The organism is Yersinia kristensenii, assembly GCF_900460525.1.
In the GTDB taxonomy this organism is placed as follows: domain Bacteria; phylum Pseudomonadota; class Gammaproteobacteria; order Enterobacterales; family Enterobacteriaceae; genus Yersinia; species Yersinia kristensenii.
This window is the reverse complement of the sequence record NZ_UHIY01000001.1, coordinates 2,769,326-2,783,075: the sequence shown is the minus strand read 5'-3', so window position 1 is coordinate 2,783,075 and position 13,750 is coordinate 2,769,326. Positions and strand designations below refer to the sequence as shown.

Genomic DNA, 13,750 nt, shown 5'->3' with positions numbered 1-13,750 from the left:
CTTTATCGCGCCAGGATAGAGATTGTCGCTCCGGCGGCAATCTCTATTCATCTAAGATATAACCGAATTACTATCCATATTCTGCACTGCCGACTACCCTTAACTGCATCTATCAGGCGGTGTATACCCTGTTGTCCGCCCTTTCAGACCCACAACATTATCTAAGGAATTCCTATGCGCTTAACGACGTTATGGTTACTCTCAGCCGGATTACTACTCAGTGCAAATGTGATGGCGGCGGATACAGCAGTGAAAACACCCTCGCCTGCTCAAGCGGCACAACAGAAAAAAATGACCGACTGTAATCAGCAAGCCACCACTCAATCGCTGAAAGGCGATGACCGCAAGAAATTCATGAGCCAATGCTTGAAAGCACAGGTTCATCCGGATGAAAAAGCCCTCACGCCACAGCAGCAGAAAATGAAAAGTTGCAACGCTGAAGCGGCCACTAAAGCGCTAAAAGGGGATGCACGTAAAACCTTTATGAGCACTTGCCTGAAGAAAGCCGCTTAATCCGCACGCAATTCTATGGGGTATTTACCGCCCCATAGATTAATTAGTTATAGCTATAGCAGAATCGATTCAACCTGCGCTCTTACCTTACGATAAAAAATTGGCTATGGTTAAACACAAACGATTGCTGTCTGTGGCAATCACGCAATATAATGATAATAGTTATCATTGAATAAGTTAGATTGAGGAGTTTGAACTATGGCAGTAACAAAGCTGGTTCTGGTACGTCACGGCGAAAGTCAATGGAACAACGAAAACCGCTTCACCGGTTGGTATGACGTTGATTTATCTGAGAAAGGCCGTACCGAAGCAAAAGCAGCTGGCAAGCTGTTGAAAGACGAAGGTTTTACTTTTGATTTCGCCTATACCTCAGTATTAAAGCGCGCTATCCACACCTTATGGAGCATCCTGGACGAACTGGATCAGGCGTGGCTACCAACAGAAAAAACCTGGAAGCTGAATGAGCGTCATTACGGCGCATTGCAAGGTTTGGATAAATCAGAAACTGCCGCGAAATACGGTGATGATCAAGTCAAATTGTGGCGTCGCGGCTTTGCTATCACACCTCCAGCACTGGATAAAAGTGATGAGCGCTTCCCGGGGCATGACCCACGTTATGCAAAATTAACCGATGCAGAGCTGCCAACCACTGAAAGCCTGGCTCTGACCATTGATCGCGTTATCCCTTACTGGGAAGAAGTGATCAAACCACGTATCGCCAGTGGTGAGCGCGTTATCATCGCCGCCCACGGTAACTCACTGCGCGCGCTGGTTAAATATCTGGATAACCTGAACGAAGACGAAATTCTTGAGCTGAACATCCCAACTGGTGTGCCTTTGGTGTATGAGTTTGATGAAAACTTCAAACCAATCAAACACTACTATCTGGGCAATGCTGATGAAATCGCAGCTAAAGCGGCTGCGGTAGCCAATCAGGGTAAAGCGAAGTAATCGCCCCTGATTTGTGCTATTAAAAAACCCCCGCGCATCATCGATGGCGGGGGTTTTTATTTGCCAGTGATTGGGAGGAATACCGCCCAAATTCAAAATGACAAGTACGATAGCCTACTGGCGGCGAGCTTTGACTGCATTTGATAGCTGGCGCAACAACACTTCAGTATCTTCCCAACCAATACAGGCATCGGTGACACTTTTACCATAAGTCAGCGGTTCGCCACTTTCCAGATTCTGGTTACCTTCCACCAGATGACTTTCAATCATCACGCCCATAATGGATTTTTCACCTTGCGCAATCTGACGGCAAACATCGGTTCCCACTTCCATTTGCTTTTTGAATTGCTTGCTGCTGTTAGCATGGCTGAAATCAATCATTATTTGGGGTTCCAGGCCGGCTTTGCTTAACCCTTCTTTCACCGCAGCAACATGGACACTGCTGTAATTCGGCTCTTTGCCACCACGCAGAATGATATGGCAATCATCATTACCCGCAGTGTTTACAATCGCTGAGTGGCCCCATTTGGTCACTGACAGGAAACAATGTGGCGCGCTGGCAGCATTGATAGCATCAATAGCCACTTTAATGGTGCCATCCGTCCCATTTTTAAAACCAACCGGGCATGACAAGCCAGAAGCCAGCTCACGGTGAACCTGTGACTCAGTGGTACGGGCACCAATAGCCCCCCAGCTCATCAGGTCAGCCAGGTATTGCGGGGTTATCATATCCAAAAACTCACCCGCCGCCGGTAAGCCACTTTCGTTAATGTCTAATAGCAACTTACGCGCAATACGCAGACCATCATTGATGTCGTAGCTACCATCCATATGCGGATCGTTAATCAGACCTTTCCAACCCACCGTGGTACGCGGTTTTTCAAAATAGACGCGCATCACCACTTCAAGCTCGCCTTGTAACTCTTCACGTAATGTCAGCAAACGGGCCGCATATTCTTTAGCCGCCTGGGTGTCGTGAATTGAGCATGGGCCAATCACTACCAACAAACGATCGTCTTGAGCACGCAAGATGTTGTGAATAGCAGTACGCGCCTTGGATACCGTTTCTGCGGCATTGTTACTGGCTGGAAACTTCTCTAACAGGGCAACAGGTGGGAGGAGTTCCTTAATTTCATTAATCCGTAGGTCATCATTCAGGTAGTTCATAGCTCTTCCATTAAGTCTCTGGCGGTCATCGCATAACCATTATTTAAGCAATCTAGCTGAACCAATCTAGCGGGTGAATGGGGCGCTGTAAATCGACTTTATTGCATTAGGGGTTCAGTACAGATAAACAACAATATAGGTATTATCTATAATACATATCAATTATTGAATGAAATCTTATCAGAGTTAACTTTCTCGTTCTGTATTCACCCTTGATGGCTAAAGGATAAATATGTCTGCATCATCGTTTTTCCCGCAAGACAGCAATAGCAAGCGTCTGCTAGTTGCTTTCGTAGTCACCACTGTATTTATGGTGGCCGAGGCCATTGGTGGTTGGTTATCCGGTTCACTGGCGCTCTTAGCCGATGCCGGGCATATGCTGACGGATTCTGCCGCGTTATTTATCGCTTTAATGGCAGTTCATTTCTCTCAGCGCAAGCCGGACTCTCGTCATACGTTTGGTTATTTACGCCTCACTACGCTGGCCGCGTTTGTTAATGCCGCCGCATTATTGCTGATTGTGGTGCTGATTTTTTGGGAGGCGGTTCGGCGCTTTTTTACCCCCCATGAAGTGATGGGAATGCCGATGCTAGTCATCGCCATTGCGGGGCTGTGTGCGAATATTTTCTGCTTTTGGATACTTCATCGCGGCGAGGAAAAAAAGAATATCAATGTGCGAGCCGCCGCTTTGCATGTCATGGGGGATTTATTAGGCTCAGTCGGGGCTATCGTGGCGGCAGTGGTGATTCTGACCACTGGCTGGACCCCCATAGATCCTATTTTATCCGTATTGGTCTCGGTATTGGTGCTCCGCAGCGCCTGGCGGCTGCTGAAAGAAAGTTTTCACGAGCTATTGGAGGGAGCACCGCAAGAAATTGACATCAATAAACTGCGCAAAGACCTCTGCACCAGCGTATATGAAGTGCGCAACGTCCATCACGTCCACTTATGGCAAGTCGGTGACCAAAAACTGATGACATTGCATGTGCAAGTGATTCCGCCGCAAGATAATGATGAGTTACTACAACGCATTCAGCACCATCTGCTGCATCATTACAATATTGGTCATGCCACCATTCAGATGGAATACCAACACTGTAAAACACCCGATTGTGGCATTCATCAGGCCACCAGTATGGAAGAGCACCATTATCACCATCATTGATGACCATCAGTCAGGCTAATGCTCCGTAGCACCTCGCCTGGCTGATATTTCCACCCACAACTATTGAGTTGACACATTAATCACTATTAGTGGATAGCGGGCGTGAATGATTCAGCGCTGCACTCTTAATCCACAACCAAGAGCCATTCAGTGCGATCAGTGTCAGTAACACATATTCCAGTGCCATGGCGTAGACGCCCTGATAGGCGAAAATGGCCACACTGATGACATCAATAACCACCCAAATCAGCCAGTTCTCAACATACTTACGGGTCATCAAAATCATCGCCACAATAGATAAGACCATCATGGTGGAGTCCCAGAATGGGAAAGCATCGGGTTGCAATTCAGGCATTTGGACATTGGCACCCAAGCTTTGCATCACCGTCACTGCCGCGCGGGTCAACCAGGCAAATACGGTATCAATATGCAACGTCATCAAGGCGATACCTGCTACGCAGACCGCGCCCCAAGCCAATGCTTTCGGCAAAGATAGCCAGCGAATTTTCAACTCAGCTTGATTATCAGGCGTTTGCTTGCTCCAGGCATACCAACCATAAATATTGGCAACAAAGAAGAACAGTTGTAACAACAAGCTGGCGTAAAGTTGAATCTGGAAGAAAATCACCGCGAACAACGTCACGTTTATCAACCCAAACAAGTAGTTAATGATTTTCTCTTTGCTGGCAAACCAGATACACAGCAACCCAAACAGTGTCCCAATCGCTTCTATCCATGAAAGGTCATACCCGCCCGCACCCAGCGGAATATGGACTAATATGTTACTGGTACTAAAGAAATCCATCTGGCTATCCTTTTGCTGTTAATACAGTAGTGAATATACTCTAAATAATTCGAGTTGCAGGAAGGCGGCAAGCGAATGAATCCCGACGAGCTTACTGTAGTAAGTGATTCGGGTGATTGAGCGCGGCCAACGCACATGCAGCTTGAAGTATGACGAGTATAAATGCTTACGCATTGCCTTTGAGCTGTAGCTTCAACTGATTAGCAAAATCCAACATGCGATTTAGCGGTATCAGCGCCTGCTGACGCAGTTCTTCATCAACATGTATCTCATGCATTGCCCCACCCTGCTCTAACCCCTCAGCAATCGCTCTGAGGCCATTCATCGCCATCCATGGACAATGAGCACAACTTCTGCATGTCGCACCTTCGCCTGCCGTGGGCGCTTCAAATAATTCTTTATCGGGGCAAGCCTGCTGCATTTTGTAAAAAATGCCACGGTCTGTTGCCACGATCAGTTTCTTCTGTGGCAATGTTTTTGCCGCCGTAATCAACTGGCTGGTTGAGCCGACAGCATCAGCCATATCGACCACCGCTTGTGGTGACTCTGGGTGAACCAATACAGCAGCGTCCGGATGTAAGGCTTTCATTCGGGCCAGCGCTTGGGTTTTAAACTCGTCATGGACGATACAAGCCCCTTGCCAGCACAATACATCTGCGCCACTCTTTTTCTGCACGTAGCTCCCCAGATGCCGATCCGGCGCCCAGATTATCTTCTCACCCAAGCTATCGAGATGCTCGATTAACTCAACCGCAATACTGGAAGTGACCACCCAATCAGCGCGGGCTTTTACTGCCGCAGAGGTATTGGCATACACCACCACGGTGCGGTCAGGATGGCTGTCGCAAAACGCTGCAAACTCATCAACTGGACAGCCTAAATCCAGTGAACATTCAGCATGGAGAGTGGGCATCAAGACTTGTTTTTCAGGATTGAGTATTTTGGCCGTTTCCCCCATAAATCGCACCCCGGCGACCAGTAAAGTCGATGCCGGATGACTATTGCCAAATCGCGCCATTTCAAGGGAGTCAGCAACACAACCACCAGTCTCTTCAGCCAGTGCCTGAATTTCAGGATCGGTATAATAGTGAGCGACTAACACGGCATCACGTTGCTTCAGCAGTGTTTTGATTTTCTCACGATAAAAAGCTTTTTGATCCAAATCCAATGGGACAGGCCGCGCAGGGAAAGGATAAATAGCCGCATTCACATCAAAAATTTCGCTCATCGCTCACATCTCTAATTGCCAGAGGTATTCCGGAGCCACTATACCTCTTGGGCTGCCAGTAAGATTGGTTTGTTTTTTATCCTAAACAAAATACTCAATATCTAGCCAAAAGTCGCCAGATTTCGTCTAATAATGGCAAAAATGTTTAATGGAGTTAAAAATAAGGTGATAAGTTGAGTGTCAGGAAGGATACCAGAGGATTATAGGGAGCTGTTTTGAGTTCTAGAATGAGAAGTATAAATGAGATTGCTGGGGAAAGGTATAACAGGGAAAAAGATTACACCATGGTGGGTCGTGCGGGATGACTCGTCCTCTGGACTCGCCCTTCGGGTCAACGTTGTGCGTTGTTGTCTCGCTTCGCTCGGCTCGAACCTGAACGCAGGGTCTCACCCGCACAGGACGGTGTAATATAGAATTTTTGAGTTAGCGGGGTTTACAGCGATATTTGAAATAATGGTGGGTCGTGCGGGATGACTCGTCCTCTGGACTCGCCCTTCGGGTCAACGCTGTGCGTTGTTGTCTCGCTTCGCTCGGCTCGAACCTGAACGCAGGGTCTCACCCGCACAGGACGGTGTGATATAGAATTTTTGAGTTAGCGGGGTTTACAGCGATATTTGAAATAATGGTGGGTCGTGCGGGATTCGAACCTGCGACCAATTGATTAAAAGTCAACTGCTCTACCAACTGAGCTAACGACCCGCTGTGATGCGGAACTGCTTACTGCTTAACATAATGGTGGGTCGTGCGGGATGACTCATCCTGCGGACTCGCCTTTCGGGTCAACGCTACGCCTTGCTGTCTCGCTTCGCTCGGCTCGAACCTTTACGGCTCTCATCCCTACGATTTGATACCCTAATAACTCTGCATAATGGTGGGTCGTGCGGGATTCGAACCTGCGACCAATTGATTAAAAGTCAACTGCTCTACCAACTGAGCTAACGACCCATTATGTTTACTGCTAATGACATTTGACTGCCAGTCGTGCGGAATAAATCCACTCGAGGTATTTTAGACAAAACAGGAAGAGGAATATCTATGCGATGATTTCAACTTCTTACACTCAAACCAAACTGCGAAAGAATGGTGGGTCGTGCGGGATTCGAACCTGCGACCAATTGATTAAAAGTCAACTGCTCTACCAACTGAGCTAACGACCCGCTGTAATGCGGTACTGCTTAATTCTTTACTACAAAACATATGGTGGGTCGTGCGGGATTACTCGTCCTGCGGACTCGCCCTTCGGGTCAACGCTACGCGTTGCTGTCTCGCTTCGCTCGGCTCGAACCTTTGCGGCTCTCATCCCTACGATTTGATACCCTAATAACTCTACATAATGGTGGGTCGTGCGGGATTCGAACCTGCGACCAATTGATTAAAAGTCAACTGCTCTACCAACTGAGCTAACGACCCATTATGTTTACTGCTTAATGACAATTCAGTGCCAGTCGTGCGGGATTACTCGTCCTGCGGACTCGCCCTTCGGGTCAACGCTGCGCGTTGTTGTCTCGCTTCGCTCGGCTCGAACCTTTAACCAATTGATTAAAAGTCAACTGCTCTACCAACTGAGCTAACGACCCATTATGTTTACTGCGGACTATAATTTCCTGTTGCTTTAACGTTTTACAAGTTGTCTTGGCAACGGCGGCATATATTACTAATTTCTCTTCACAGTGCAACTTAAATTTCTGTAAAGACGTCTAACTGCTTGTTCTTCACTCGCTAAAGCCCAGAAATTAGTCAATAAGACCAATTCCTGGGCTCGAAAAAAGCTAAAGTGCAGACAAACGTTTCTGCGCCTGTTTAGCAGCATCAGTGTTGGGATATTGCTTGATCACTTGTTGATAAACCGCCTTCGCTTTATCGCTCTGGCCTTTATCCTGCATGATCACCCCAACCTTAAACATGGCTTCTGAACTTTTTGGGGACTTTGGATAATTTTTTACGACAACAGCATAATAATACGCAGCATCATCTTTCTTACCTTTATTGTAATACAACTGCCCTAACCAATAATTGGCGTTAGGTTGGTAAGTCGACTTTGGATACTGTTTCACAAAGCCTTGGAAAGCAGTGATCGCTTGATCATATTGCTTTTTCTCAAGAGCCAGAGAAACAGCTGCATTATAATCGCTGTTTTCATCACCAGTACTTGCTGCAGGTGCCGCTGTAGCCGCTGCTGCGCCTGCCGCGGCAGTATCAGTACTTCCAGCCGCTGCATTATCTGCTGCAGCGCCAGCAGCCGCAGGCGTTGAAGTAGACGCCCCTTGACCACCGCTCAGACTATCCATCTGCTGATAGATCTGTTTTTGCCGCTCAACAACTTGATTGAGCTGATACTGATTTTCTTGGATCTGACCGCGTAAACTATCTATATCGCGTTGCGAATCTGATAGTTGTTGCTGAAGTTGAGTTAATAGTTGGCTGTGAGCGTTGGAAATACGCTCAAGTTGAGTGACCCGATCTTCTACCGAGCCGGAGCCGACATTACTGATTGGCGCTTGGGCAGTAGCGGCCCATGGGACCGCTACGCCAACCAGTAACGACAGACCCACTAAGTGACGTCTGAAGTTACTGTTCATGCGATTCTCTTAGTAAACCAGAACTGCACGACGGTTTTTAGCAAATGCTGCTTCGTCATGGCCCAGTACTGCTGGCTTCTCTTTACCGTAAGAAACGATAGAGATTTGGTCAGCAGAAACGCCTTTACCTTGCAGATACATTTTCACTGCATTTGCACGACGCTCGCCCAACGCGATGTTATATTCTGGCGTACCGCGTTCATCCGCGTGGCCTTCAACAACAACTTTGTAAGATGGGTTGCTACGCAGGAATGCAGCATGTGCATCCAGCATTTGAGCGAAGTCAGAACCGATATCGTATTTATCGAAACCGAAGTAAACGATATTGTTCTTTTGCAGTTCTTGCATCTGAAGACGCGCTTGCTCTTCGGAAGACAGGTTGCTGCCGTTTTCTGTACCAGTGCCAGCGCCCATGCCAGATTGGTCATTATTTGCGCTTTTGTTGGAACTACAAGCAGCGATTGCCAGAACTGGCAAAGCCAACATTAGCCCTTTTAGCACTTTGTTCAGTTGCATCTCTTTGATCCTTTTTTATAGTTTGCCATACATACGTATTTACACATGCATCACAGATACGGCGACCAGGCAGGAAATTTGACCTGTCCATCAGTTGCCGGAAGACGCGCTTTGAAACGCCCATCAGTCGAGACCAGCTGTAACACGGCTCCCAGCCCTTGTGTCGAGCTATAGATAACCATGGTGCCGTTAGGCGCGATACTAGGCGTTTCATCCAGGAACGTGTCCGTTAAGACTTGAACGGCTCCCGTTACCAGATCCATTTTGGCGATGTGTTGTGCCCCACCATTGGAACTCACCAATGCCAGGAACTTACCATCAGGACTCACATCTGCGTTCTGGTTCTGAGAACCTTCCCACGTGATTCGCTGTGGCGCACCGCCATTAATATTCACTTTATACACTTGTGGACGACCGCCCTGATCCGAGGTATAGGCCAGATTCTGGCTATCCGGGAACCAGCTTGGTTCAGTGTTATTGCTACGGCCATCAGTCACCTGGCTGATTTGGCCAGACCCTAAGTCCATAACGTACAAATTCAAGCTACCGCTTTTAGACAAAGCAAAGGCCAGTTTGGTACCGTCCGGTGAGAAAGCTGGCGCACCATTATGACGTGGGAATGAAGCCACTTGTCTGATTGCACCATTTGCCAACGTTTGAATAACCAGCGCTGATTTGCCGCTTTCGAAAGTGACATAAGCAATCTTGCTACCATCTGGAGACCAGGCTGGTGACATCAGAGGCTCTGGAGAGCGGTGAACCACAAACTGGTTGTAGCCATCGTAATCAGAAACCCGCAATTCATGTGGGAATTTGCCGCCGTTGGTTTGCACCACATAAGCAATACGGGTACGGAAAGCACCTTTAATCCCAGTCAGCTTTTCGAAGACTTCGTCACTGGCAGTATGCGCGGCATAACGTAACCACTGTTTAGTCACTTTATACTGATTCTGCGCCAAAACGCTACCCGCAGCACCAGAAGTATCTACTAACTGGTAAGAAACCACGAAACTGCCATCAGCACTTGGCTGAACCTGCCCAACCACCACGGCATCAATACCTAACGCAGTCCAAGCCGCAGGTGTTACTTCAGCCGCAGTAGACGGTTGCTGTGGCATACGCGCCGCATCAATGGGGTTAAATTTGCCACTATTGCGTAAATCTGCGCCGACTATCGCGCCAATCTCTTCTGGTGGAGTACCCGGCCCCATCCATTTGAATGGAACAACCCCAATTGGACGAGCAGAGTCTACCCCTTGGGTAATCTCAATTCGAACTTCTGCATGTAAAACAGAAGCCCATAAAACTAAAAAGCCTAGCGCAACTCGACATGCCTGCTTCATCTTGTCTCCCTTACCCGAGCGGGATGCCCGTGATAATTAGCAGAATTTTAACAAACCAACGCAAACAAAACTACATAATACATAGCTGCTTAACAGAGTATATCCCCGTCAATCAAACCTTATTGAGGTTTAAATACAAGCGGAGCATTCTTAAACACATCATAAACATCAGAACTTGGTGGTTTAGGGATCTTCGCTTGTTTTGCTGCGGCGATGGCTGCCTGACACAGTGCCGGGTCGCCCCCTTCCGCTTTAACATCAATTAATAGACCATCTGGTGCCAATTTAATTCGCAGATCACAGGTACGGCCTTTGTAAAGATCTGCATCATAAAATTTACTTTGGATCGCGGCAGTGATCTGGCCTAGATAGCCACTGACATCCGCGCCTGATGCACCGCTCTTCTTACCACCACCTTTACCCGCAGCAGCAGCGCCAGCACCGGACCCACTTTTCGGTGCATTCTTGGAATTTGCCAAGCCACCGAATAAATCATCGACATCTGTTGTCGCGGCAGCTTCTGCGGCAGCTTCTGCGGCAGCTTTCTTTTTGGCCTCAGCAGCAGCGGCTTTCTTAGCGTCAGCGGCAGCTTTTTTCTCAGCATCAGCGGCGGCTTTCTTTTCAGCGGCCTCTGTTGCAGCTTTCTCAGCCGCTTCTGCGGCCTTCTTCGCGTCAGCATCAGCTTGTTTCTTCGCAGCAGCAGCTACAGCCGCCTCTTTCTTGGCCTCAGCTTCGGCTTTTTTCTGTGCTTCAGCTTGCGCTTTCACCAGTTTATCGGCTTCTGCTTTGGCTTTAGCCGCAGCGGCCTCGGCCTGCTTCTGCTCTTCTTTAGCTTTCGCCGCAGCAGCAGCGGCCACTTTTTGTTGCTCAGCCGCTTCTTTTTGCTGTTCAGCAGCCTGTTTTTTCTGTTCTTCAGCCGCCTGCTTGGCATCTTCTTGCGCTTGCAGACGCTCTTTTTCCAATTCTTTCAGGCGCTGTTGTTCTGTCGCCTGTTTTTGCTGTAATTCTTCAGCTTGCTGATCGGCTTTCTTCTGGCGTTGTTGTTCCGCCCGTTTAGCGTCTGTCTGCTGCTGCTGTTGGCGGTTGTACTGCTCTGTCACCGCGCCCGGATCGACCATAACGGCGTCAATAACTTCACCGCCAGCACCGCCGCCGCCCATTTCAGTCGTCTGCGTCAGAGAGCCCCAAATCAACAGGGCAATCAATATGATGTGCAGAACCACCGACACTATAACAGCGCGATTCAGCTTATCATTTTGCTCGGTTGCCTTACCCACGCTCGATTTCCACACTCGATGTCCGCGCTCTATTGCTAAAAAACGGAACTGCCAAAAACAGGGTATCTACTGGCTGGATTCACTATCAACCCAGCCAATATCAACGCAAATTTATATCGGTTGAGTCATTAAGCCTACCGATGTCACTCCAGCCTGATGCAGCATATTAAGGGCCTTAATAATTTCATCATAAGGAACCTCTTTCGCACCGCCGATCAGAAATACAGTTTTCGGATTCGATTTCAACCTTGCTTGAGCCTCTGCCACCACTTGTTCTGAAGGCAGTTGCTCCATCCGCTGATGGTCAATCACCAGCGAGTATTGGCCCACACCTGATACTTCGACAATCACCGGCGGATTATCATCGCTGGAGACGGTTTTTGAATCCGTCGCGTCAGGTAAGTCCACCTCAACGCTTTGCGTGATAATCGGCGCGGTCGCCATAAAGATCAGCAATAGCACCAGCAAAACGTCGAGCAAGGGAACAATGTTAATTTCAGACTTAAGCTCGCGCCGTTTACGACCACGTACTCGCGCCATACAACCCCCTACTTATTTGCTCTCGGCGCTGGCAAAAGCCTGGCGATGCAGAATAGCAATGAACTCTTCCATGAAATTGTCATAGTTTTGTTCAAGTTTATTCACACGCTGATTCAGGCGGTTATAAGCCATAACAGCAGGGATAGCGGCAAACAAGCCGATCGCCGTGGCAATCAGTGCTTCTGCAATACCCGGTGCGACCATTTGTAATGTCGCCTGCTTGACTGCACCCAGAGAAATAAAGGCATGCATAATCCCCCATACTGTACCAAACAGGCCGATATACGGGCTGATGGAACCCACAGTACCAAGGAAAGGAATATGGGTTTCCAGCGCTTCTAATTCACGGTTCATCGAGATACGCATCGCTCGGGAAGCACCGTCAATCACGGCTTCAGGCGCATGGCTATTTGCACGATGTAAACGAGCAAACTCTTTAAATCCGGAATGGAAGATTTGCTCGGAACCACCCAGCGTATCACGGCGAGCCTGACTTTCTTGATACAAGCGAGACAGCTCGATGCCGGACCAAAATTTATCTTCGAAGGCTTCAGCATCGCGGGTAGCAGCATTCAGAATACGCGTTCGCTGAATGATTATCGCCCAAGAAGCAATAGAAAAGCCCATCAATACCAGCATGATAAGCTTAACGAATAGGCTTGCCTGCAGGAATAAATCCAGAATGTTCATGTCAGCCACTACTTAAACTCCGCGACAATAGACTTAGGAAGCGCTCTTGGCTTCATTTGGTGTGGATCGATACATGCGATCAATACTTCTGCACTACTCAGAAGATTGCCATGTGAGTCGAGAATTCGTTGAGCAAACGTGAGAGAAGCCCCACGCATTGCGGTAATCTCACTCTGAACCTCCAGCATATCATCAAGACGTGCAGGTGCCAGGTATTCTACCGTCATGCGGCGGACAGCGAAAGCGACATGCTCACTGAGCAATTGCTGCTGGTGAAAATTGCGTTGGCGCAACATTTCTGTGCGTGCCCTTTCATAAAAGGCGACATAGCGTGCGTGGTAAACCACACCGCCAGCATCGGTGTCTTCAAAGTAGACACGAACCGGCCATCGAAACAACGTATTACTCACTCTACTTCCCAGTAATGCAGTTAACGGACACACTATACTGAAGAGTGTTAAGGTTTGGAATCACTTGCAAGAATAGAACGAAAATAATTATGGGCCAGGCGGCCCATAAGGTGAGATTGTGTGCAGATTAGGCGATATAGATTCAGATTAAGCGAAAAAGTAGAATAATCCCGCGCCCAAGATCACAATTGCTGGAAGTGGTGAGAAAAAAGCGCGTAATAACATCCGTTTTGGACGAAAACCAACGCCATGAATCACACCGGTACAAACTGCCCACACGATAAACACTTCTTGCCAGACTTCCAGTGAGCTGGTTGCCGCCGCAAAACGCGTAGGGTCCCAGAACACACAGAAAGCCACTGCAAATGCGAGCACCAGTGAAAGGGCCCGTAGGGGGCCCTTATCCATTAGATTGTATAGCTTATCGGACAACATCGTCTTCGCCATTATTAGCGGCTTTCGCTGCTGCATTGGCTTCACTCTGCTCCAGCGCCAGAGCAGTAATGATACCAAAGGAGCAGGCCAGAAGTGTCCCTAGAATCCAGGCAAAATACCACATGCTTTAT

Annotated in this window: 15 protein-coding genes, 4 tRNA genes and 5 other RNA genes; 3 read left to right on the top strand and 21 right to left on the bottom strand. The window is 48.2% G+C overall.

Features of this window, described 5'->3' with window-relative positions; translation table 11 throughout:
• The first annotated feature begins 174 nt into the window (after positions 1–174).
• Together DX162_RS12680 and gpmA are read left to right on the top strand one after the other, a co-directional pair.
• Complete coding sequence (locus DX162_RS12680) at positions 175–513, top strand: PsiF family protein (RefSeq protein WP_004391568.1); 339 nt, start codon at positions 175–177, stop codon at positions 511–513.
• A 198-nt stretch (positions 514–711) separates the two neighbouring features.
• On the top strand, positions 712–1,464 hold the full coding sequence (gene gpmA / locus DX162_RS12675) for a 2,3-diphosphoglycerate-dependent phosphoglycerate mutase (RefSeq protein ID WP_004391569.1): 753 nt from the start codon (positions 712–714) through the stop codon (positions 1,462–1,464).
• Positions 1,465–1,578: 114 nt separating this feature from the next.
• On the opposite strand, the gene aroG is transcribed toward gpmA, so the two are convergent.
• On the bottom strand, positions 1,579–2,631 hold the full coding sequence (gene aroG, locus DX162_RS12670) for a 3-deoxy-7-phosphoheptulonate synthase AroG (RefSeq protein ID WP_004391570.1): 1,053 nt from the start codon (positions 2,629–2,631) through the stop codon (positions 1,579–1,581).
• 232 nt (positions 2,632–2,863) lie between these two features.
• Here aroG and zitB point away from each other — a divergent pair, with 232 nt between their 5' ends.
• Positions 2,864–3,796, top strand: a complete 933-nt coding sequence (gene zitB / locus DX162_RS12665; RefSeq protein WP_004391571.1) for a CDF family zinc transporter ZitB — start codon at positions 2,864–2,866, stop codon at positions 3,794–3,796.
• 76 nt (positions 3,797–3,872) lie between these two features.
• Here the strand turns inward: zitB and pnuC are convergent, their stop codons facing one another.
• From pnuC to cydX, 20 genes are all read right to left on the bottom strand, one after another.
• On the bottom strand, positions 3,873–4,601 hold the full coding sequence (gene pnuC, locus DX162_RS12660) for a nicotinamide riboside transporter PnuC (protein ID WP_004391573.1): 729 nt from the start codon (positions 4,599–4,601) through the stop codon (positions 3,873–3,875).
• A gap of 166 nt (positions 4,602–4,767) precedes the next feature.
• A complete protein-coding gene (gene nadA / locus DX162_RS12655; RefSeq protein WP_004391574.1) occupies positions 4,768–5,829 on the bottom strand; it encodes a quinolinate synthase NadA in 1,062 nt (353 codons plus the stop codon).
• A 285-nt stretch (positions 5,830–6,114) separates the two neighbouring features.
• Positions 6,115–6,239: non-coding RNA, RtT sRNA (locus DX162_RS12650), on the bottom strand.
• 44 nt (positions 6,240–6,283) lie between these two features.
• A non-coding RNA gene (locus DX162_RS12645) (RtT sRNA) lies at positions 6,284–6,408 on the bottom strand.
• Between the two features lie 44 nt (positions 6,409–6,452).
• A tRNA-Lys gene (locus DX162_RS12640) sits at positions 6,453–6,528 on the bottom strand.
• A gap of 34 nt (positions 6,529–6,562) precedes the next feature.
• A non-coding RNA gene (locus DX162_RS12635) (RtT sRNA) lies at positions 6,563–6,684 on the bottom strand.
• Positions 6,685–6,698: 14 nt separating this feature from the next.
• Positions 6,699–6,774 (bottom strand) — tRNA-Lys (locus tag DX162_RS12630).
• A gap of 136 nt (positions 6,775–6,910) precedes the next feature.
• Positions 6,911–6,986: transfer RNA gene (locus DX162_RS12625), tRNA-Lys, on the bottom strand.
• A gap of 41 nt (positions 6,987–7,027) precedes the next feature.
• A non-coding RNA gene (locus tag DX162_RS12620) (RtT sRNA) lies at positions 7,028–7,149 on the bottom strand.
• A gap of 14 nt (positions 7,150–7,163) precedes the next feature.
• Positions 7,164–7,239: transfer RNA gene (locus DX162_RS12615), tRNA-Lys, on the bottom strand.
• Between the two features lie 28 nt (positions 7,240–7,267).
• Positions 7,268–7,399: non-coding RNA, RtT sRNA (locus DX162_RS12610), on the bottom strand.
• A gap of 199 nt (positions 7,400–7,598) precedes the next feature.
• On the bottom strand, positions 7,599–8,408 hold the full coding sequence (gene cpoB, locus DX162_RS12605; protein ID WP_032821144.1) for a cell division protein CpoB: 810 nt from the start codon (positions 8,406–8,408) through the stop codon (positions 7,599–7,601).
• A 9-nt stretch (positions 8,409–8,417) separates the two neighbouring features.
• Positions 8,418–8,924, bottom strand: coding sequence for a peptidoglycan-associated lipoprotein Pal (gene pal / locus DX162_RS12600; protein ID WP_004393299.1), 507 nt, complete (start codon positions 8,922–8,924; stop codon positions 8,418–8,420).
• A gap of 50 nt (positions 8,925–8,974) precedes the next feature.
• Entirely contained in the window at positions 8,975–10,267 is a 1,293-nt protein-coding gene (tolB, locus tag DX162_RS12595) for a Tol-Pal system beta propeller repeat protein TolB (RefSeq protein WP_004393302.1), read from the bottom strand.
• A 119-nt stretch (positions 10,268–10,386) separates the two neighbouring features.
• Positions 10,387–11,544: a cell envelope integrity protein TolA gene (tolA, locus tag DX162_RS12590; RefSeq protein WP_032821145.1), complete on the bottom strand. Its 1,158-nt coding sequence runs from the start codon at positions 11,542–11,544 to the stop codon at positions 10,387–10,389.
• A 111-nt stretch (positions 11,545–11,655) separates the two neighbouring features.
• Positions 11,656–12,084 (bottom strand): colicin uptake protein TolR, encoded by a 429-nt coding sequence (tolR, locus tag DX162_RS12585; RefSeq protein WP_004393306.1) that lies wholly within the window; start codon positions 12,082–12,084, stop codon positions 11,656–11,658.
• Positions 12,085–12,096: 12 nt separating this feature from the next.
• Positions 12,097–12,783, bottom strand: a complete 687-nt coding sequence (gene tolQ, locus DX162_RS12580) for a Tol-Pal system protein TolQ (RefSeq protein WP_004393307.1) — start codon at positions 12,781–12,783, stop codon at positions 12,097–12,099.
• Positions 12,783–13,184 carry a tol-pal system-associated acyl-CoA thioesterase gene (gene ybgC / locus DX162_RS12575; protein WP_005165498.1) on the bottom strand — a complete coding sequence of 134 codons (402 nt, stop codon included), beginning with the start codon at positions 13,182–13,184 and terminating at the stop codon, positions 12,783–12,785. The genes tolQ and ybgC overlap by 1 nt, the downstream gene beginning before the upstream one ends.
• A gap of 147 nt (positions 13,185–13,331) precedes the next feature.
• The gene (ybgE, locus tag DX162_RS12570) at positions 13,332–13,619 is read right to left on the bottom strand and encodes a cyd operon protein YbgE (RefSeq protein WP_050413840.1); all 288 of its coding nucleotides are present in this window, start codon (positions 13,617–13,619) and stop codon (positions 13,332–13,334) included.
• Positions 13,606–13,743, bottom strand: coding sequence for a cytochrome bd-I oxidase subunit CydX (cydX, locus tag DX162_RS12565; RefSeq protein WP_004393309.1), 138 nt, complete (start codon positions 13,741–13,743; stop codon positions 13,606–13,608). The genes ybgE and cydX overlap by 14 nt, the downstream gene beginning before the upstream one ends.
• Between the last annotated feature and the right edge of the window lie 7 nt (positions 13,744–13,750).